Raw genomic sequence first — 20,434 nt, 5'->3', positions numbered from 1 at the left:
ATCCTTTCACTTTGACTTGGCCATGCACCCGGAGCGGCGCTGTTCCCGGATGAGAACCTTGGAAAAACCGCGCGCATAGGTCATCTGGATCACGGGCCGTCGCTCCACCCGCGATCCGGCACCGGACGGACTGACTCGCATGCGCTGGCTTCTCGTTCTCATCAGTTGCCTGCTCGCCCAGACGGCGCAGGCTCAGGGCTTCGCGAGCCACGATCTCACAAGCGTCGTGGATCAGGTCAGGATCGCGATCGACCCGAAGGCGTCGGTGCAGGCGACGCCGCTGAGCCTGACCATGACGTGTTCCGCGTGCAAGGGTTCGGCCACGGTCGACATCGAGCTCGGACGGCTGACCGACGGGACCGAGAAGCGCGTGCGATCCGGGGAGACGTCCTTCGCCAAGCTCGAATCGCTCTGCATCAAGCAGAACCCCGATTGCCGCCTCTCATCCCTGCCGGTCAGCCCGGCGGTCGGATGGATCACGGTCTACGGGCTCGGCAATGGCGGGGGATCGACCGCGGTGATCCTGCGCGACGGCGACCTCCTGACGATCCAGGCCAAGGCGGACAGCCCCGGCCACGCCGAGGATTCGGTTCGGGCGCTCGTCCAGGGCATGACACCCAGGATCGTCGGGCCCTGACGCTGCAGCGGGCACGATTGCGCCAGGCGGAGCACCGCCCGCGCCGGATCGGAACGCCCGACGCAACTCTGGTCTCCCGCCCCCGTTGTCCCGCAACAGCGCGACACAGGAGAGGCAGACGCCATGGCAGAGCAGACGAAGCGGCCGTCGTTGAAGGATTTCAACGCCAACGCGGACCGCAATGGCCAGGATCTCGGCCAGGATTCGCCCCTCGACGTGGGCTTGGCGGCCAACACCCAGACCGACCTCAAGCGGGACCCGGCGGGCGACGCCCAGGCGGCCCGGATCGCCTCCGGCACGCCCGGCTCCGATGCCACGGACGCCACCGAGGCCGAGACGCCGCCTGAGAACCTGAAGAAGTTGCAGGGCGATTTCGGCACCGCGTCCGGCAAGGGTTCGAATTTGGGCGAAGCGATCGACCGGGCGACCGCCGCGGTCGGCCAGGATGACGGGAAGCGGTGATGGGTAGAATCACCAGCGATTCCGGCACGGTCACCCGGAAGCCGGACGATACGGTCGGGTCACCGGGCGAGCACCCGGCCGGCGGTGGTCACCAGACCGCCGAACAGGCGGCGATCACCGATATGGGCGCGGGCGGAGCGGCCAAGACCGAATCCAAGGAGGGCTGGGGCAAATCCGGCGAGGCCGGACGCGCACCGCCCGCCATCGGCGGCTCGTCGGGCGGCCATTCCGACCAGACAGCGTCGCGGGGCCCGGCTGCTGACCAAAAGGTGGCCGACGGCCACTATCGCGTCGAGCAGGAGAACAAGAATGAGTGAGCGTGAAGATCCGAAACCGAAGAAGCCGGCCAACGTGGCGCCCGACGCGGTGAAGGACCCGAACGAGAAGACCGACGGCAAGCCCGGGATGGGTCCGCAGGGCGGCAAGAGCCAGAACGACGAGACCGATCCGGGCAGCAGCTGAGGATCCTAAGGGGCGCCGGCGACCGCGAGGCACGCGTCTCGAGGTCGGCCGGAGGTCCTTCCCGCAAGACAGCAGGACGTGAAGCGGCTGGGCCGCCCGGACGATCTTTGACCGGTGCGCATTAGGCCGCGGCGCAGGCGTGCCAAACCTCGTCCTGTCGGTGCGCGCCCCCCTGCCCTGCCACCGGTTTCGGCGGCGACCCATCGGTCCGCGCGATCCTCGCAGACGTCAGCGGCCCAAATCGAACGCGACAGCGGTCGGCCCGGCGCCAGATCGGGCGTCGGACCCACGGGTTTCACGCAGCCCTCTCAAAGCAGATCCGCCGAGCCCAGAGGCTCGGCGGCAGGATTCGATGCGGCAACGCGGGAGGACAGGGATTTCCACCGGCGACCGGGCATGAAGGCCCGGTCGTGATGCGCCCTTCAGCTCAGGCGGCGGTATCCTTCGACGAGCGCTCGACGCGCTTGCGGTCGTTGGGATCGAGCACGGTCTTACGCAGCCGGATCGACTTCGGCGTGACCTCGACCAGCTCGTCGTCCTGGATCCAGGCGAGCGAGCGCTCGAGGGTCATCCGGATCGGCGGCGTCAGGCGCACGGCCTCGTCCTTCGAGGTGGTGCGGATGTTGGTCAGCTTCTTACCCTTGAGCACGTTCACCTCGAGATCGTTCTCGCGGTTGTGCTCGCCGATGATCATGCCCTGATAGACCTTCCAGCCGGGCTCAATCATCATCGGGCCGCGATCCTCGAGGTTCCACATGGCGTAGGCCACGGCCTCGCCCTTGTCGTTCGAGATCAGAACGCCGTTGCGGCGTCCGGCGATCTCGCCCTTGAAGGGCTCGTAGGCTTTGAACAGGCGGTTCATGATCGCCGTGCCGCGGGTGTCGGTCAGCAGCTCGCCCTGGTAGCCGATCAGGCCGCGGGTCGGGGCGTGGAACACGAGGCGCAGGCGATCGCCGCCCGACGGCCGCATCTCCAGCATCTCGGCTTTGCGCTCGGACATCTTCTGCACGACGACGCCGGAATGCTCCTCATCGACGTCGATCACGACCTCTTCGATCGGCTCGAGCAGGTTACCCTCTTCGTCCTTCTCGTAGACCACGCGCGGCCGGGAGACGGCGATCTCGAAACCCTCGCGCCGCATCGTCTCGATCAGGATGGCGAGCTGGAGCTCGCCGCGGCCGGACACGTAGAACGAGTCCTTGTCGGCGGCCTCTTCGATCTTGAGCGTGACGTTGCCCTCGCCCTCCTTGAACAGGCGGTCGCGGATCATGCGGCTGGTGACCTTGTCACCCTCGGTGCCGGCGAGCGGCGAGTCGTTGACGATGAACGACATGGTCACGGTGGGCGGATCGATCGGCTGGGCTTGGATCGGGGTGTCCACCTGCGGGTCGCAGAACGTGTCGGCCACCGTGCCCTTGATTAGGCCGGCGATGGAGACGATGTCGCCCGCCTCGCCGACATCGATCGGGGCGCGCTCCAGGCCGCGGAAAGCCAGGATCTTGGAGACGCGACCGGTCTCGACCACCTTGCCGTCCCGCGACAGGACCTTGATCTGCTGGTTCGGCTTGACGGTGCCGGAGGCGATGCGGCCGGTGATGATCCGGCCCAGGAACGGGTTGGCCTCGAGCAGGGTGCCGAGCATCCGGAACGGGCCGTCCTCGACCTTGGCTGGCGGCACGTGCTTGAGCACGAGCTCGAACAGCGGCTTGAGGCCCACCGACGGGTCGGCATCCGGGCTGTCGGCCATCCAGCCGTTGCGGCCCGACCCGTAGAGGATCGGGAAGTCGAGCTGCTCGTCCGTGGCGTCGAGAGCCGCGAACAGGTCGAACACCTCGTTCACGACCTCGTTGATGCGCGCATCCGGACGGTCGACCTTGTTGATCGCCACGATGGGGCGCAGGCCGATCTTGAGGGCCTTGCCGACCACGAACTTGGTCTGGGGCATCGGCCCCTCGGCGGCATCCACCAGCACGATCACGCCGTCGACCATCGACAGGATGCGCTCGACCTCGCCGCCGAAATCGGCGTGGCCGGGGGTGTCGACGATGTTGACGCGGGTGTCCTCCCAGACGACCGAGGTCGCCTTGGCCAGGATCGTGATGCCACGCTCCTTCTCCAGGTCGTTGGAGTCCATCGCCCGCTCCTCGACCCGCTGATTCTCGCGGAAGGTGCCGGACTGGGCCAGCAGCTTGTCGACGAGCGTCGTCTTGCCGTGGTCGACGTGGGCAATGATGGCGATGTTGCGCAGATTCATGGCGGCCCGAAACGGGTTGTGCCGGCTCCCTGGCGGCCGCGCGGCGCGGCCGTCCGCGCCGGGTGAGGTACGGTCGTGGTGGTTGCGTCGCAATATAAGCCCACGCGTCCGCCCGCAAGGCCGTCGCGCACATGCCGGCCTTTCGTGGCGTGCGTCGTGCCCGGCTAAACCACACGTGGTGCCAGGATTTTTCTGCCGGCGACGCCGCGATCGGCCTGCCGGCCGGCTGCACGGCGCGATATTTTCAGGAGAAGCCGCTGCGTTCGACGGCTCCGGTGCCGTAAACGGACCCGGTCTGCCGGCGGTGGCGATTCGCCGCCCCTGTCCCGGCGGCGGTCGCATTGCCGGGCGAGAACGGAGCGTACGCTATGAGCAGGAAGGTGGCCCTCGTCACGGCAGGCGGCAGCGGCATGGGGGCGGCCGCCGCCCGGAAGCTCGCGGCCGAGGGCTATGCGGTCGCGATCCTGTCGTCGTCCGGCAAGGGGGAGGCGCTGGCGCAGGAGCTGGGCGGTTTCGGGATTACCGGCTCGAACCAATCCACCGAGGATCTGGAGCGCTTGGTCGGCGGGGCGATGGCCCGGTGGGAGCGGATCGACGTCCTGGTCAACAGCGCCGGCCACGGGCCCCGGGCACCGTTGCTCGACATCACGGACGCGCAATGGCACGCCGGCCTGGATACCTATCTCCTGAACGTGGTGCGGCCGGCACGCCTCGTGACGCCGGTCATGCAGGCGCAGCGTGCCGGCGCGATCATCAACATCTCGACCGCCTGGGCCTTCGAGCCGAGCCCGATGTTCCCGACCTCGGCGGTGTTCCGGGCCGGGCTCGCCGCGTACACCAAGCTGTTCGCCGACACCTACGCGGCCGACAATGTTCGGATGAACAACGTGCTTCCCGGCTGGATCGACAGTCTGCCCGCCACGGAGGAGCGCCGGCAGAGCGTCCCGATGGGCCGTTACGGAAGCACGGACGAGATCGCCGCTACGATCGCGTTCCTCGCCTCGGACGGCGCGGCCTACATCACCGGTCAGAACCTGCGCGTCGACGGCGGCCTGACCCGCTCGATCTGACCCGGCGTCCCGCGCGGATTGCGCAGGCGCAAGTTCTGATCCGCGGCGGTGCCGCCCTACGGCCCTGTTGCCCTATATGACGGTGGAATGACGCTGCTGTCTCGCATCGGGGAAGCGGAGTCGCGCCGACGGACGCAGCGCTGCCGGAGCCCGGTTGTTCGGGCCCGGCCGGCGGCACCGGTCCGTTGACGCGCCCCCGAAGCCCCGCTCCCCGCCAGGCCTCTTGAATGGAACTGCGACCCTCAATGGCGTTCCGGCTCGGATCTGTGCGCGGGCGCACGACAAACCCGCATCGACTCCGCCAGTACGGGCGCACACCGGACGGACGCGATGCGCGAGCTTGAGCCGCGACTTTTCCCGTATATCTGGCGCTACTCCAAGGCCGACCAGCTCAAGATCTGCGCGGTGGTCCTGGCGTCGCTGCCATTCTACTTCGCGTCGCTCGATCTGCCGAAGCGCATCGTCAACGACGCGATTACCGGCAAGGCGTTCGCGCATGGCGAGGCGACCGCTCCGTTCCTCGAGATCACGATCGACTGGCCGGCCCCGCTGGGCGGCGGGACCACGCGGCTGTTCGAGGGGTTTCAGTTCGACCGGTTCGAGCTGCTGCTGGGCCTGTCGACCCTGTTCCTGGCACTCGTCCTGATCAACGGCGCCTTCAAGTTCTGGATCAACCTGCAGAAAGGCATCCTCGGCGAGCGGATGCTGCGCCGGCTGCGCTTCCAGCTGTTCTCGCTGATGCTGCGCTTCACCCCGGAGGCGCAGCGCGAGGTGAAGTCGTCCGAGACGGCGACGATCATCCGCGACGAGGTCGAGCCGATCGGCTCCTTCATCGGCGACGCGATCGTGGTCCCGGTCTTCCTCGGCACCCAGGCGGCGACCGCCCTGGCCTTCATCATGATGCAGAACGTCTGGCTGGGCCTCGCGGCCGGCGGGATGGTGGCGGTGCAGATGACCGTGATCCCGCGGCTGCGGCGCCAGATCATCCTGCTCAGCCGCCAGCGCCAGATCGCCTCGCGCAACCTGGCCGGCCGGGTCGCCGAGGTGCTCGACGGCCTGCCGGCGGTGACGCTCAACGACACCGGCCGCTGGGAGCGGGCCGAGATCGGCGGCCGGCTCTACAGCCTCTACGACCTGCGCCTGCGCATCTACCGCCGGAAATTTGCGGTCAAATATCTCAACAACCTGCTCGCGCAGGTGACCCCGTTCCTGTTCTACGCCATCGGCGGCGTGTTCGCGCTCAAGGGCGAGCTCGATATCGGCCAGCTCGTGGCGGTGCTCGCCGCCTATCGTGACCTGCCGCCGCCCCTGAAGGAGCTGATCGACTGGGACCAGCAACGCCTCGACGTCGAGGTGAAGTACGAGACCGTGGCGGCGCATTTCGGGCCGCAGCGCCTCCAACCTGCGGAGCGGGAGATCCATGGGACGCCGCCGCGGCTCGGCAGCCCGCTGCGGGTCGAGGCGCTGGCGCTGCGCGATCCCCAGGGGGGCCTGCCGATCGAGGTCGGCGACATCCAGGCCGACCTGCCCGCCCAGCTCGCCCTGGTTCCCCCCGGGCCGGTCGCGCAGGAATTCGCCCGCGTGCTGGCCGGCTTGCGCGTTCCCCCCAGCGGCACGGTGCGGATCGGCGATCACGACCTGTCCACCCTGCCGCGCGCGACCCGGTCCCGCCGCATCGCCTTCGCGGATCTCGAACCGGTCCTGTTCCCCGGCACGGTACGCGACAACCTGCTCTACGGATTGCGGATCAAGCCGCTGCGGACCAAGGGCATCGACCTGAGCAAGACGCGGATCAACGAGGCGGTGAAGACCGGCAATCCCGCCGACAGCATCGACGATCCGTGGATCGACTACGGCCGGTTCGGCGTCCGCGACGCCCGGGAGCTCGACGAGCGCCTGCTCGACCTGCTCTTCCGCCTCGATCTCGGCGACGACCTGTACCGGTTCGGCCTCGGCGCCCTCAGCACGGTGGTCCACGATACCCCGGCGGGCCAGCGCATGATCGCGGCCCGGGAGCATCTGCGCGAGCATTTCGCCCGGAGCGGGCTCGCCGACCTGGTAATCCCGTTCTCCCGCGGGACCTACAACCAGCAAGCGACCGTGGCGGAGAACCTGATGTTCGGGGTGCCGCGCGACCCGAGCCTGACGGATCCGCGACGGCTGGCCAGCGTGCGGCTGTTCCGGGAGGCCCTGGAGCGGGTGAAGCTGCTGGACGACCTCGACCGCATGGGCGTGGCGATCGCCCAGAACCTCAAGGACATCTTCGCGGACGTGCCGCCCGGTCACCCGCTGTTCCGGCGCTTCTCGCTGATCACCCCGGACGCGCTGCCGGATTACCTGCGCCGGCTCGCCCGCCTGCCCGCGGAGGGCCGCCTGGACGAGGCCGACAGCGTCGCGTTCCTGGCGCTCGCGCTGGCCTATGTCGAGCCGCGGATGCGCTTCGGCCTGCTCGACCAGCCGCTCAAGCTCCGCATCGTCGGTGCCCGCGGCGTGGTGCAGGCGTTCATGCACGGCCATGACGGCTGCGATATCGAATCCTACGATCCCAACCGGATCAACCCGCGCAGCACGGTGCTCGACAATCTCCTGTTCGGCCGCATCGACACGGCCCGGATGCACGGCGAGGCGATCATCCAGCGCGAGGCCCGGGCCGTGTTCCGCCAGTTCGACCTCGAGCGCCCGGTCCAGAGACGCGGCCTCGATAGGGAGGTCGGCAATCGCGGTCAGCTCCTCACCGACCGGGTGCGCGTCCGGATCGGCCTGGGCCGGGCGCTGCTGCGCGACCCGGAGATCCTGGTGGTGGACCGGGTGAGCGAGCAGCTGGAGCGCGGCGTCGAGACCTTGCTCGACGTGACCGCGGCGGTCCTGCCGCGCGCCAGCCTGGTCGCCAGCGTGTCCAGCGAGGCCGACGCCGCCCGTTTCCCCGCGCGGCTGCCGCTGCGACCCAACGAATCCCGCCTGCGCAACGCAGCCGAGTGATCCCCGCGCGGCCGGCCCGGACGCCGCTCCGGTGGTGCGCGCGTTCGATGAGCCGCGACGCGCGACCCGCGTCGCCCGGCGGTTTACAGTGCGGGCCGTCTCCGGCACAGGATGTCCGACATGCCCCCATTATCGGACGCGATCGCGAGTTCGGCCCGGTCCAGCCCGAGCCTCGCCGGCCTGCCGCGCCTGGTGCCGCCGCACCCGGCCCTGGCGGAGCACGAGCTGCCGCTCCCGGCCTATCTGCGCTCGATCCGTGACAACGGTCTGGCGGGCTTCCCCCGGCGCGCCTTCGAGGAACCGATCACCCGCCGCGGCCTGCTCGGCCGGTCGAGCTACGTGCTGAGCGATCCCGAGGCGATCCGCCATTTCCTGGTCGAGAACCAGGCCAACTACGCCCGCACCAGCGGGACGGTGCGGATCCTGCGCCCGATCCTCGGCGACGGGCTGCTGATCAGCGAGGGCTCAGCCTGGCGCCACCAGCGCCGGACCCTGGCACCGGCCTTCACGCCCCGGGCGATCGACGGGCTGGTGCCGCACATCGCCGCCGCCGTGGACGACGGCATGGAGCGGATCGTCACCGAGGCGGCGGCCGGTCCGATCGACCTGTTCATGGCCTTCCACCGGCTGGCTCTGGAGATCGCCGGCCGGAGCATGTTCTCGGTCGGCATGGACCAGTACGGCCCGGAGCTGCGCGATTTCATCGCCGAGTACAGCATCAAGATCGGCCGGCCCCATCTCCTCGACATCGTGATCCCGCCGGGCTGGCCGGTGCCGCTCGATTGGTCCCGGGCGCGCTTCCGGCGGCGCTGGATCCCGTTCCTTGACCGGATCATCTCGGCCCGCCAGGCGGCGACGCGCGAGGCGGGCCATTCCGGCGACCTGCTCGACCTGCTCGCCACCGCCCGCAACCCGGATACCGGCGCCCCTTTCAGTGCCGCGGAGCTGCGCGATCAGGTGGCGACCATGATCCTGGCCGGCCACGAGACCACGGCCGGGACCCTGTTCTGGGCCGCCTACATGCTGGCGCTTGCCCCCGAATTGCAGGAGCGGCTCGCCGCCGAGGCGCGAGCAGCCGACCTCACCGACCCGACCCATTGCCAGAGCGACGGGCGGCTGCCGCTCATCCGCGCGACGGTGGACGAGACCCTGCGTCTCTACCCGGCGGCCTTCGTCATCGTCCGCCGGGCGCTGGGCCCCGACACGATCGCAGGTCACCCGGTCAAGAAGAGCGACATCGTCATGGTGAGCCCGTGGGTGCTCCACCGGCACCGGACGCTCTGGTCCGATCCGGAGGCCTTCGACCCCAGCCGCTTCCTGCCGGGAGCGAAACCGCCGGCCCGCTTCTCCTACCTGCCGTTCGGGGCGGGGCCGCGCGTCTGCATCGGTGCGCAATTCGCGCTGATCGAGACGGTCCTGTCGTTGGCGCGGCTGCTCGCCCGCTTCCGGCTGGTGCTGGAGGACCGCGAGCCGATCCTGCCGCACGCGGTGGTCACCACCCAGCCGCAGCGTTTCGCCAAGTTCCGGCTGATCCCGCGGGATCCGCTCAGCCCCGGATCCCCGTGATGGTCGTCGAGACCGCCCGCGGGTCGCGCATCGGCCAGCGTCCGCTCTCGACCTGCGCCAGGAACCCATCGAGCAGGTGATTGTAGGCGTCGGGCTCCTCGACGCTCAGCGCGTGGCCCGTATTGGGCAGGATCGCGAGGGCGGCCGACGGGATGACCCGCTTCAGCATCAGGCTCGGGGCGAGGCAGGGCCAATCCTCGTCGCCCGAGACGATCAGGGTCGGCACGGAGATCTGCGCCAGGGCGTCCTGCAGGTCGTAGAGCGAGGGCCGCCCCTTCTGGACGCCGGCCTGGGTGTTGGCCGAGCCGGTCGCGGAATGCTCCGCCAGCATGCGCTTGAACTCGGCGTGCCCGCGGGGGTCCTTAGTCTCGAACTGCACCCGCGTCGGCCCGTAGGCGTAGCGCTCGGCGAAGGCCTCCATGCCGTCGCGACGCAGGATCTCCGCCGTGGCTTCGGCCTCGGCGCGGAACATCTCCTGCCGGTCCGGCTCAGCGCCGTAGCCGCAACCGCCGAGGCACAGGGACAGGGCGCGATCGGGGTGGCGCAGCCCGAAATGCAGGGTCGCGAAGGCACCCATCGAGATCCCGGCCACATGGGCCCGGGGCGCCCCGATGGCGTCGAGGATCGACAGGATGTCGTCGGCGGCACGGGCCTGCGAGTAGGCGGTGACGGATTCCGGCACGTCCGAGGGCGGGTAGCCTCGGGCATTGAACGCGATCGCGCGGTACCGCCGGCCGAAATGGCGCAGCTGCGCTTCGTAGCTGCGGTGATCCCCGGCGAATTCGTGCACGAAGATCAGCGGCGTCCCGGTGCCGCTCTCTTCGTAATGCAGTCGGACACCGTCATCCGTGGTGGCGCTCGGCACGGTCAACTCCCCGACGCGGTCGACGGTCAGCCGCCGCCGTGCGGACGAGATGGGGCGGCACCGCTCCCGGTCGAGGCCCCTTAAAAAGGCGAAGCCGCACCCGGCTCAGCGGGCGCGGCTCGCGCAGGTTCGTGTCGGCGGTGGCGCGTGCGGCCGGGCTCAAGCGGCCTTCTTGGCGGCCGGCTTGCGTCCGACCTTGTTCGCCGCGACCTCGGCGAGCTTGGCCGCCAGCTTCGCATCGAGCTTGGCCGAGGCACCGAGCGGAAGCTCGATGTCGAGGCCCAGCGTCGAGACGCCCTCGCCGCGCTCCAGGGTGACCTTCACCTTGTCCGGCTCGACCGAGACGTGGTTGGCGATCACCGCCAGGATCTCCTCGCGGAGCTGGATCACCAGGTCGGGGCGACCCGACTCGGCGCGCTCATGGGCGAGGATCAGCTGCAGGCGGTCGCGGGCGACCGCGCCAGAATTGCGCTTCTGGAAGATACCGAGGATGCTCATGCCGCCCTCCGCATGAACAGCTTGTCGAGGAAGGACTTCCGCTCGGTCGGCATGCTCATCGGCACGTCCTCGCCCTTCAGCCGGCGCGCCGCATCGGCGTAGGCCCGCGCCGGGGCGCAGAGGGGGTTGTTGAGGGTGACCGGGCAGCCGAGGTTCGAGGCGCGCAGCACCTCCTGGCTCTCGGGGATGATCGCCAGCAGCGGGATCGACAGGATGTCGAGCACGTCCTCGGTCTTGAGCATGTCGCCGCGGTCGGCCCGCATTGGGTCGTAGCGGGTGAGGATCAGGTGCTTCTCCATCTCCTCGCCCTTCTCCGCCTTGGCGGTCTTGGAATCGAGGAGGCCGATGATCCGGTCGGAGTCGCGCACCGAGGAGACCTCGGGGTTGGTCACCACCACGGCCACGTCGGCGTGGTGCATGGCGAGCTGGGCGCCGCGCTCGATGCCGGCCGGCGAGTCGCACACCACCCAGTCGAACCGCTCGCGCAGCTCTTCCATCACCCGGGCGACGCCGGCATCGGTGAGCGCGTCCTTGTCGCGGGTCTGCGAGGCCGGCAGCAGGTGCAGGGTGTCGAGCCGCTTGTCCTTGATCAGGGCCTGCGGCAGCTTGGCGTCGCCGTTGACCACGTTGATGAGGTCGTAGACCACCCGGCGCTCGGCACCCATGACGAGGTCGAGGTTACGCAGGCCGACGTCGAAATCGACGACGCACACGCTCTGCCCACCCTGCGCCAGGGCCGCTCCGAGGGCCGCGGTCGTCGTCGTCTTGCCGACGCCGCCCTTGCCCGATGTGACGACGAGAACCTTTGCCACGCGTCGATCTCCCTTGATCCTGAGCTTACTAGTCTAAGCTTGCCATTCGGATGTTGCCGCCATCGAGCCAGACCTGAGCGGCCTTGCCGCGCAGGGCCGTGCCCATGTCCTCCGCCGTCCGCACGAGGCGGTCGATCCCCAGCAACTCGGGCTCGAATTTGCGGCAGTAGATTCGTGCTCGCGGGTTGCGCGCCGCACCGGCGATCGCGCGGCCCCGCAGGGCGCCGTAGACGTGGATCGAGCCGCCCGCCAGGATCTCGGCGCCGGAGGAGACGGAGCCCATCACGGTGACGTCGCCGGTCGGGTTGATCACGCTCTGTCCGGAGCGCACCGAACCCTCGACGGTGATCGACGTGACCACCTGCGGCTCCGGCTCGGCGGGGGCGGCCGGCATCTCGACCGTGTCCGACGGGCGCCCCTGCACCAGCAGCGGCGGCAATCCGGACGCGACGGTGTCGATCCCCTCAATCCCCAGGACCGCGATGCCGCGGGCCTTGAGCTCGGCCATTAACGTTTCGAGCGCGTCCGGCTCGGGCTTGAGCTGGGCGCAGTCCAGGATCACGGCCCGGCCTTTCAGCAGGGTCGGCGAGCGCTTGAGCGCCGCGTCGAGGCCCGCGAGCCACTCCGGAAGCGGCGGCTCGGGGGTGAGGGCCAGGCCCTTGAACGCCCGCCCGCGAAGGCTGAGCGGCCGGGGCGCAGGAGCCGCCGCTGGGGCGGTCTCCGGGTCGTCGATCGGCTCGGGGAGGGTTTCGCTCATGTCGGCCCGTTAAGAGTCCTTACCGGACCATTGACGGCGGGCATGGTTACCGAAGGGTTAAGTTTTGGATCCGGTCGGCAAATTCTGCCGGGATCCTGGGATCGGCGGACCAAGGGGTCGGTGCGGCCCGTGGTCAGATGGGGCCCGACCACCGCCTGGTTTCCGGCTGACGCAGTCCGATAGTACGTCGCGACCGCGCAGGGTCGATCCTGGCTAAGCTCTTAGCGCAGATCGCATTTGCCGATGCGACGCGATTGCTCGGACCTGCACGGTGCATCTGCAGTGCGCGATATTCGCGGCACGCTGAACATCACCGCGCGCGCCGCTTACCGCGGTTGGACGCCAATGCGATCCCGGCGCAGCTTCGCGCGATCCTTCGCGTATTCATCAATATCCCGGGCAGGTTTTCCGCCCTTCAGGCTCTGCCCCTGCGTCCGCGCGTGGCGTTGGCTCAGCGGCGAACGCGGGTCCGTGCCGCCTGCTTTCCTCACCCCCGCTCGAACAACCCCAGCTTGATCGCATCCTCCACCAGCCGAACCTCCACGGCCTGGCCGCGGAAGCCCGGGTCGAGGTCGTCGGCGGCGCGGTAGAGGCCGTCGATCGCCACCAGTTCCGGCTCGAAGCGGCGGCACCAGATCCGCGCGCCCGGGTTGCCGGCGGCGCCCGCCACCGCCCGGCCGCGCAGGGCGCCGTAGACGTGGATCGAGCCGCCGGCGATCACCTCGGCGCCCGAGGCGACGGCGCCGAGCACGGTCACGTCGCCCTCGAGATGCAGTACGGTCTGGCCGGAGCGCACCGGCGCGTCGAGGATCAGCGAGCGCGCGGCGTTCTCCTTGAGCGCCGGCTCGGGCGGCGTTTCCTCGCCCGGTGTGGCGACCTCGCCGGCCGGGCGACCGCCCGACAGGGCCGGCGGCAGCTCGGGGGTGAGGATCGACGGCGGCGCGCCCTCGATGCCAAGGATCGCGATCCTGCGGGCTGCGAGTTCCGCCAGCAGGCCGTCGAGATCCTCCCGGGTGAGCTTCAGCCCGGCGAGGTCGAGGATCACCGGCCGGCCGGCGAAGAAGTTGGGCGCGCGCCGGTTCAGGGCGTCGAGGTCGCCGAACCACTCGGCCACGGGCGGTATCGGGGCCAGCACGGTGGCCATGAAGGAGCGGCCGCGGAAGCGGATCGGCGGGCGCGCCGGCTCGGATGTCGGCTGGGTCACGGGCGTTTTCGGTGTCGTGAGGATGTCTGACGCATCCATGCGGCGCGGCTGCGCCCGGGGCAATCCCGCTCGGCGCAGTGTGACGCCTTGCTCGGCCCGCCGGTGCATTTCTGTTGTAGAGAGGTCGGCCAGCCCAATCCGGACGAGACCGTTGAGCAGCGTACACGCGCCCAGACCCTTCGTCGTCGACGATCTGACCCAGGCCAACCAGCGCCGGGCGGCCGATCCGCGGGCCTCGGCCTGGGTCTCGGCCAATGCCGGGGCCGGCAAGACCAAGGTGCTCACCGACCGGGTGGTGCGGCTGCTCCTCGACGGCGCGCCTCCGGGCCGGATCCTGTGCCTGACCTTTACCAAGGCGGCGGCCGCCAACATGGCGATCCGGGTGTTCCGCCTCCTCGGCCGCTGGGTGACCCTGGACGATTCCGCGCTCGCCGCCGAGCTGGAGGCGCTGACCGGGGAGCGGGCCGACGCGGAGCGGCTGCGCATGGCCCGGCGCCTGTTCGCCCGGGCGGTGGAGACGCCGGGGGGCCTCAAGATCGAGACTCTGCACGCCCTGTGCGAGCGGCTCCTGCACATGTTCCCGTTCGAGGCGAATGTGCCCGCCCGCTTCGTGGTGCTGGACGAGACCAAGGCCCGGGAGATCTTCGACATCGAGATGGCCAACGTGCTGGCCGATGCGGTCTCGAACGGCGACACGCCGCTCAGCGCCGCGCTGGCGCGGGTCACCCCGGAGGCCACCGGCGACACCCTGCGGGCGGCGATCCGCTCCGCGTTGCGCGCGCGGAGTCTGATCGGCGACCGGGCCCGGATGGACCGGTCCTTCGAAGACTTGCACGGGGCTTTGGGGCTTGCCGCCGAAGAGAACGCGGAGGCGCTCGAGGCCGCGATCCTGGAGGGCGGCCCGGGCTGCCGCCCCGAGGATCGAGCGGCGTTGATCGAGGCTTTGCGCACCGGCAAGGCCAACGACGAGAAGCTCGCCGAGGCTCTGGCGGCGGCCGAGGCCGAGCGGGCGCAGTCGGAGGGTCTGCCGGACCGGTCCGAGGCGCTCGATCTCTACCGTGGGGTGTTCTTCACCCAGAAGGACGAGCCCAAGGCCGACAGCAGTCTCGGCACAAAGAGCGTCCCGGCCGCAGCGAAGGAATGCCTGATCGCCGAGCGCGACCGGCTGGCGCCGCTGTTCGACCGCCTGCGCGCCGCCCGGGCCCATGCCCGGACGCAGGCGCTGTTCCAGCTCGCGGCCGAGATCCACCGCCGGGTCGAGGCCCAGAAGGCGCGGCTCGGGGCGCTGGATTTCGACGACCTGATCCACAAGGCCCTCGACCTACTGGCCCGGGTCGGGGCCGGCTGGGTGCTGTACAAGCTCGACCGCGGCATCGACCATGTGCTGGTCGACGAGGCGCAGGATACCAACCCGGAGCAGTGGGAGATCCTGCGGGCGATCACCCAGGAATTTGCCGCCGGCGAGGGAGCCCGGGCCGGGACCCGGACCCGCTTCGCCGTGGGCGACCCGAAGCAGTCGATCTATGGCTTCCAGGGCGCCGAGCCGCGGGAATTCGCCCTCACCCGGGCGGCCTGGATTCAGGAATCGCGCGCGGCCGGCCTCACCTTCGAGGACGTGCCGCTGACCCTGTCGTTCCGCTCTACCGGCCTGGTCCTCCAGGCGGTCGACGCGGTCTTCGCCCTCGACGCGCATAACGAGGGCCTGTCCTTCGAGGATTCCGCGCGGCGGACGGTCCATGCCAGCGCCCGGCCCGGCGCCCCCGGGGCGGTGGAGTTGTGGCCGATCGCCGAGCCCGAGCCGACGCCGGAGCCGGATGCCTGGACGGCGCCGGTGGACGCCCCCGAGACCAGCGCCCCGGCGATCGTCACGGCCCGCCGGGTCGCGCAGGCGGTGCGGACCTGGACGAGCCAGGGCGACGCCACCGGCCGGGTCTGGCGCCCGGGCGACGTGCTGATCCTGGTGCGCAAGCGCGGGCCGGCCTTCGAGGAGGTGATCCGCGCCCTGAAGAATCTCGGGGTGCCGGTCGCCGGCCAGGACCGGCTGGAAGTCTCCGCCCATATCGCGGTGGCCGACCTCGTCGCCGCCGGACGGGCCGGGCTGCTGCCGGCTGACGATTTGACCCTCGCCACCGCGCTCAAGACGCCGCTGGTCGGGCTCACGGACGAGGATCTGGTGCGGCTCGCCGCCCGCCGCGACCTGTCGGAGACCCTGGAGGATGCCCTGCACCGCCACGCCGCGGCCGGCGATCCGGCGGCGATCCGCGGCCTCTCCGCGCTCTCGGACTGGATCGCGCTCGCGGGGCTCCACGGCCCGTTCGGCTTCTACGCGCGGCTCCTCGGGCCGCAGGGCGGGCGCGCGAAGCTGGTCGCCCGGCTGGGCGGCGAGGCGGGGGACGCCATCGACGTGTTTCTCGCCGCCGCCGCCCAGGCCGAGACCGGCGAGGACGCGCCCTCGCTCGGCGGCTTCCTGGCCCGCTATGTCGGCACCGAGGCCGGCCACACGGTCAAGCGCGACATGGAATCCGGCCGCGACGAGGTGCGGGTGATGACCGTGCACGGGGCCAAGGGCCTCGAGGCGCCGGTGGTCGTGGTCCTGGATGGCTGCGAGCCGCTGGGGCGCAACGACCCGCCGCTCCTGCCGCTGGCGGGCACCAGCACGGCTCTGCCGCCGGTCTGGTCGAGCGGGAAGACACAGGATTGCGCCGCCACCGGCGAGGCCCGGGCGGCCCTCCTCGCCCGGGCCCGACAGGAGCACAACCGCCTGCTCTACGTCGCGATGACCCGGGCGGCCGACCGGCTCATCGTGGCACCGTTCCGGGGCCATGAGCGCGAGAGCGAGGCGGCCTGGTGCCGGATGGTCCGGGCCGGTCTGGAAGCCGCCCTCGGCGCGGGCCAGGCTCTGGAGCTGCCCTACGGTCCCGCGACCCTGTGGCGGGACGGCACCGAGACGCTGCGCCCGCCGGAGCTTCCGGTCGCGGCGGCAGCGGCCCGCATGGCCGAGCCGGACTGGCTGCGCAGTCCGGTCCCGCCGGAGCCGGAGATCCCGGTCCTCAACCCGTCCGGCGCCCTGCAAGCGGCCGACGGCTCGCGGGTGCCGCCGCCCCGCCTGGCGGATGCCCAGGCGCGCCGTCGCGGCATCCTGATCCATTCCCTGTTGCAGCACCTGCCCCGGATCGAGACGGAGCGCCGGGAATCGGCCGGCCTCGCCTTCGTGCGGGCCCGGGCCCCCGGCCTGCCGCGCCCGGCGACCCACGGCATCGTCCGCTCGGTCCTGCGCCTGATCGACGATCCCGACCTCGCCCCCCTGTTCGCCCCCGACGCCCGCGCCGAGGTGAACCTCACGGGCCGCGTCCGGGCCGGCGGGGCCGAGCGGGTGGTGCAGGGCCGCGTCGATCGCCTCGCCGTCTCCGCCGACACGATCCGGATCGCCGATTTCAAGACCGGGCGCCCCCCGGCCGAGGACGAGCCCCTGCCCCCCGCCGAAGCCGGCCAGATCGCGCTCTACGCGAAGCTGCTGGGCCAGATCTATCCGGACCGGACGATTCGCCCGATGCTGATCTGGACCTCGGGGCCGGTGATCCGGCCCTTAAGCGGCGACGACATCCGGGCGGCTTTGGACCAGGCGGGAATCGCGGGCTGACGGGCGCGCACCGTCATGGCGAGCGCAGCGAAGCAACCCAGGGAAACACTACATTCGGAGAAGGCGCGCCGCATTGGGTCGCTTCGCTACGCTCGCACTGACGGCGGGAAGCGGTTTTCGGCGAAGGAAGCAACAACACGGCCCCATGCTGTGGAAGGGCCTTCTCCCCCGCCCCTCCCCGGCCGACATGCGCCAGCGCACATTGCAATGCGCCCCTCGAGGCGCCCTCATGCATCGGCGGGCGGACTGCTTGACCGGGCGGTGGGCCGTCGCCAATTCTGGTCGAACCGCGCGGGCCCCTGCCCGTCCGAGGCCGCCCGACCGGCGGCCGGTTGCGAAAGGTGACGTTATGGCGACGGTGAAAGTAACCGACGCGAGCTTCGAGCAGGACGTTCTCAAGTCCGCCGAGCCCGTCGTGGTGGATTTCTGGGCGGAGTGGTGCGGCCCCTGCCGCCAGATCGGCCCGGCGCTCGAGGAGATCGCCACCGATCTCCAGGGCAAGGTGAAGATCGCCAAGGTCAACGTCGACGAGAACCCGCAGATCGCCGCCCAGTACGGCATCCGCTCGATCCCGACGCTGCTGCTGTTCAAGAACGGCGAGCGGGTCGATCAGAAGGTCGGCGCCGCTCCCAAGGGCGATCTCTCCCGCTGGATCGGCGCACAGGTCGCCTGAGCCACCGCCCCCTCCGGCGCGACGACAAAAAGAAAGCCCGGCCGCAAGGCCGGGCTTTCTCGGTTTCGGGACCCAATCCCGTGGTCCCGGGCTTGGCGCCCGGGACCGATCGTCCGGTCTTAGTACGAGCCGAACTTGTAGTTCAGGCCGGCGCGGACGACGGCGAAGTCGTTCGTGTTGCGGCTGGTGTTGCCGGTGACGGCGTAGACCGGCAGCACGGTGCCGGTGTTGAGGGCAGCGCCGACCAGCGGCAGGCCGGTGCGGTTGCGGTCGAGGCTCACGTACAGACCTTCGACCTTGAACGTCACGGCCGACGACCGGAAGAAGTTCAGGAACGAGTCGGTGGGGAGCGCGAACTCGGCGCCGCCGCCGACGGTGTAGCCGGTCTTGAAGTCGTCGCGACGGCCAGCGAAGTTCTGGAAGGCGACGCCCTGGGTGCCCTGGTCGCCGGTGGCGTAAGCGAAACCGCCGGTGGCGTACACGAGGGTCTTGTCGAAGGCGTAGCCGAGACGGCCGCGCACGGTGCCGAAGAAGTCCAGCGTGTTCAGGGTGCCGTTGACCGGGATGAAGCCCTGGTTGATGACGGCGGCGTTCGTGGCGTAGCGCGGACGGCCACCGAAATCGAGGTACTGCGCGTCGGCCTCGAAGCCGATCACGACGCCCGAGCCCGGGGTGAACTGGTAGTTGTAGCCGATCTGGCCACCGCCGGAGAAGCCTTCGCGGTTGTTCTTGTTGTAGATCAGCGACGAGCCGAGCGGCGCGAGGGCGCGGTACGGCACGAGGCCGTTGGCGCCGAGAACGGCCGGGCTACCGGCGGTCTGGACGAAGCCGCGGTTGCTGTCGGTGTCGCTGGCATCGAAAGCGTAGCCGGCGTTGATACCGAAGTAGAAGCCGGTCCAGGTGAACACCGGAACGGGGGTGAACACCGGCGGCGGCGCGGCGCGACGCGGCAGGTCGGCAGCGGAGGCCGCCGCGGTGAGCGCGGTAAACGCCGCGAGAGAGGTGAGAAGCGTCTTCATGTCTGTGATCCCCATCACAAGCCCGATCGAACCCGAAGCTAGGGGATCAAACCTATGCAGGATGTAGCTTCGCGGCCACAGCCGGGGGAAAGCGTGGCCGTGGGAGCGATTTCGCGGCGTCGAATGCGGCGAATCGACGGCGATTACCGGGCGCTAACCAAACCTTCGCGAAAAAGCCAGTGCCCAAGACTGAGGCATGACGCGCCTCACACAGGCGGCGTGTCGTTGGCCGCCAGGACCAGCCCGGCCAGGTAGAGCGAGCCGCAGATCAGGATTCGCGGCGGCTGCTCGAAGGCGATGTCCTTCACCTGGGCCAGCGCCGCCTCGATGCTCGGCGCCGTCCGAGTCGACAGGCCGACATCCTCGCCGATTCGCGCCACCTCTTCGGCCGGTCGCGCCGCCATCGAGGTGGTGATCGGGACCGCGATGAGCGCCCGGGCCAGACCGACGAAGTTGCGCAGGAACCCGTCGGCGTCCTTGGTGCTGAGGAGACCGACGATCAGGACCAGCGGCACGTCGCTGCGCTCGCCGAGATCGGCCATGGCGGCGGCAAGGATCCGGCCGCCATCGATGTTATGGCCGCCGTCGAGCCACAGCTCGGCGCCGGGATCGAGCTGCGCGGCCAGCCGCCCGCGGCCGAGCCGCTGCAGCCGCCCGGGCCAGTCGACCTCGGTGAGGCCGCGCTCCAGGGCGGCGTTGCCGATATCGCCGAACCCAGCCGCCCGCAGAGCCGTGATCGCGGTGCCGGCATTGACCAGCTGATGGCGTCCGGCCAGGCGCGGCCGCGGCAGGTCGAACAGGTCGGTCTCGTCCTGGTAGACGAGGCGGCCGCGCTCCTCGTGGACGGAGAAATCCTGGTTTCCGATCAGGATCGGGCCCGCCCCCACGGCCTCGGCGTGCCGGCAGAGGACGGCGTCGGCCTCGGCATAGTCCTGGGCGGCGATCACCGCCGGGCAACCGCGCTTGAAGATCCCGGCCTTCTCGGCGGCCACCGATTCGACCGTGTCGCCGAGATACTCGGCATGGTCGCGGCCGATCGGGGTCACGACCGCGCAGGCCGGCTGGGCGATGACGTTGGTGGCATCGAGCCGCCCGCCCAGCCCGACCTCGAGGAGCAGCACGTCGGCCGGGCTCGCCGAGAACAGCAGCAGAGCCGCCGCCGTGGTGATCTCGAACATGGTGATCGGCTCGCCGGCATTGGCGGCCTCGCAGCGCGAGAACGCATCGGCCAGCCGGTCTTCGTCCACGAACTGGCCGCCGCCGATCCCGCCGAGCCGGATCCGCTCGTGGAACCGGACGAGATGGGGCGAGGTGTAGACATGCGCGGCCAGGCCCCCGGCCTCCAGGATCGCCCGCATGAACGCGATGGTCGAGCCCTTGCCGTTGGTCCCGGCGACGTGGATCACCGGCGGCAGGCGCCGCTCCGGATGGTTCAGCCGGGACAGCAGCCGCTCGATCCGCCCCAGCGACAGGTCGATGGTGCGCGGATGGAGCGCGAGGAATCGCGCCATGAGGGCGTCGGAGGATGCCATCGCG

The 20,434-nt window shown here is 70.3% G+C and carries 17 protein-coding genes; 9 read left to right on the top strand and 8 right to left on the bottom strand.

The features are described from left to right. The first annotated feature begins 139 nt into the window (after nt 1-139). The 4 genes from LGR69_RS08535 to LGR69_RS08520 all read left to right on the top strand — a co-directional run bounded on the left by LGR69_RS08535 (nt 140) and on the right by LGR69_RS08520 (nt 1,561). Nucleotides 140-637 (top strand): hypothetical protein, encoded by a 498-nt coding sequence (locus LGR69_RS08535; protein ID WP_230365767.1) that lies wholly within the window; start codon nt 140-142, stop codon nt 635-637. A 123-nt stretch (nt 638-760) separates the two neighbouring features. Next, a complete protein-coding gene (locus LGR69_RS08530) occupies nt 761-1,099 on the top strand; it encodes a hypothetical protein (RefSeq protein ID WP_007561244.1) in 339 nt (112 codons plus the stop codon). After that, nucleotides 1,099-1,416, top strand: a complete 318-nt coding sequence (locus tag LGR69_RS08525) for a hypothetical protein (protein ID WP_230365766.1) — start codon at nt 1,099-1,101, stop codon at nt 1,414-1,416. Before LGR69_RS08530 ends, LGR69_RS08525 begins: the two co-directional genes overlap by 1 nt. Next, nucleotides 1,409-1,561 carry a hypothetical protein gene (locus tag LGR69_RS08520; RefSeq protein WP_007561240.1) on the top strand — a complete coding sequence of 51 codons (153 nt, stop codon included), beginning with the start codon at nt 1,409-1,411 and terminating at the stop codon, nt 1,559-1,561. The genes LGR69_RS08525 and LGR69_RS08520 overlap by 8 nt, the downstream gene beginning before the upstream one ends. Nucleotides 1,562-1,988: 427 nt before the next feature. Here the strand turns inward: LGR69_RS08520 and typA are convergent, their stop codons facing one another. Then, nucleotides 1,989-3,815 carry a translational GTPase TypA gene (gene typA, locus LGR69_RS08515; protein WP_007561238.1) on the bottom strand — a complete coding sequence of 609 codons (1,827 nt, stop codon included), beginning with the start codon at nt 3,813-3,815 and terminating at the stop codon, nt 1,989-1,991. 368 nt (nt 3,816-4,183) lie between these two features. Between typA and LGR69_RS08510 the strand changes: the two genes are divergently transcribed. From LGR69_RS08510 to LGR69_RS08500, 3 genes are all read left to right on the top strand, one after another. Then, nucleotides 4,184-4,885 (top strand): SDR family oxidoreductase, encoded by a 702-nt coding sequence (locus LGR69_RS08510; protein WP_007561237.1) that lies wholly within the window; start codon nt 4,184-4,186, stop codon nt 4,883-4,885. A 330-nt stretch (nt 4,886-5,215) separates the two neighbouring features. Then, the gene (locus LGR69_RS08505; protein WP_122162520.1) at nt 5,216-7,864 is read left to right on the top strand and encodes an ABC transporter ATP-binding protein; all 2,649 of its coding nucleotides are present in this window, start codon (nt 5,216-5,218) and stop codon (nt 7,862-7,864) included. 120 nt (nt 7,865-7,984) lie between these two features. Further along, nucleotides 7,985-9,430, top strand: a complete 1,446-nt coding sequence (locus LGR69_RS08500) for a cytochrome P450 (RefSeq protein ID WP_230365765.1) — start codon at nt 7,985-7,987, stop codon at nt 9,428-9,430. Here the strand turns inward: LGR69_RS08500 and LGR69_RS08495 are convergent. The 5 genes from LGR69_RS08495 to minC (LGR69_RS08475) form a co-directional block, all read right to left on the bottom strand. After that, nucleotides 9,411-10,295 (bottom strand): alpha/beta fold hydrolase, encoded by an 885-nt coding sequence (locus LGR69_RS08495; protein WP_230365764.1) that lies wholly within the window; start codon nt 10,293-10,295, stop codon nt 9,411-9,413. The two genes, LGR69_RS08500 and LGR69_RS08495, sit on opposite strands and share 20 nt — an antisense overlap. A gap of 159 nt (nt 10,296-10,454) precedes the next feature. Next, nucleotides 10,455-10,793 (bottom strand): cell division topological specificity factor MinE, encoded by a 339-nt coding sequence (minE, locus tag LGR69_RS08490; RefSeq protein WP_007561229.1) that lies wholly within the window; start codon nt 10,791-10,793, stop codon nt 10,455-10,457. Further along, a complete protein-coding gene (gene minD, locus LGR69_RS08485; protein ID WP_007561227.1) occupies nt 10,790-11,605 on the bottom strand; it encodes a septum site-determining protein MinD in 816 nt (271 codons plus the stop codon). The genes minE and minD overlap by 4 nt, the downstream gene beginning before the upstream one ends. Before the next feature lie 28 nt (nt 11,606-11,633). Next, nucleotides 11,634-12,362 (bottom strand): septum site-determining protein MinC, encoded by a 729-nt coding sequence (gene minC / locus LGR69_RS08480; protein ID WP_230365763.1) that lies wholly within the window; start codon nt 12,360-12,362, stop codon nt 11,634-11,636. Between the two features lie 487 nt (nt 12,363-12,849). Then, entirely contained in the window at nt 12,850-13,605 is a 756-nt protein-coding gene (gene minC, locus LGR69_RS08475) for a septum site-determining protein MinC (RefSeq protein WP_230365762.1), read from the bottom strand. Between the two features lie 112 nt (nt 13,606-13,717). On the opposite strand from minC (LGR69_RS08475), the gene addA reads away from it, so the two are divergent. After that, a complete protein-coding gene (addA, locus tag LGR69_RS08470) occupies nt 13,718-17,206 on the top strand; it encodes a double-strand break repair helicase AddA (protein ID WP_230365761.1) in 3,489 nt (1,162 codons plus the stop codon). Nucleotides 17,207-17,555: 349 nt separating this feature from the next. Continuing rightward, a complete protein-coding gene (trxA, locus tag LGR69_RS08465; RefSeq protein WP_007561219.1) occupies nt 17,556-17,879 on the top strand; it encodes a thioredoxin in 324 nt (107 codons plus the stop codon). 119 nt (nt 17,880-17,998) lie between these two features. Here trxA and LGR69_RS08460 read toward each other — a convergent pair whose 3' ends face one another. Further along, entirely contained in the window at nt 17,999-18,898 is a 900-nt protein-coding gene (locus LGR69_RS08460; RefSeq protein WP_122162514.1) for an outer membrane protein, read from the bottom strand. A 206-nt stretch (nt 18,899-19,104) separates the two neighbouring features. Continuing rightward, the gene (locus tag LGR69_RS08455) at nt 19,105-20,430 is read right to left on the bottom strand and encodes a bifunctional folylpolyglutamate synthase/dihydrofolate synthase (protein WP_007561216.1); all 1,326 of its coding nucleotides are present in this window, start codon (nt 20,428-20,430) and stop codon (nt 19,105-19,107) included. Between the last annotated feature and the right edge of the window lie 4 nt (nt 20,431-20,434).

Origin of the sequence: Methylobacterium brachiatum (assembly GCF_020523825.1) — a bacterium.
GTDB classification, from domain to species: Bacteria; Pseudomonadota; Alphaproteobacteria; order Rhizobiales; family Beijerinckiaceae; genus Methylobacterium; species Methylobacterium brachiatum.
The sequence above is the reverse complement of the archived record's forward strand: the minus strand, read 5'-3'. Positions and strand labels throughout refer to the sequence as shown.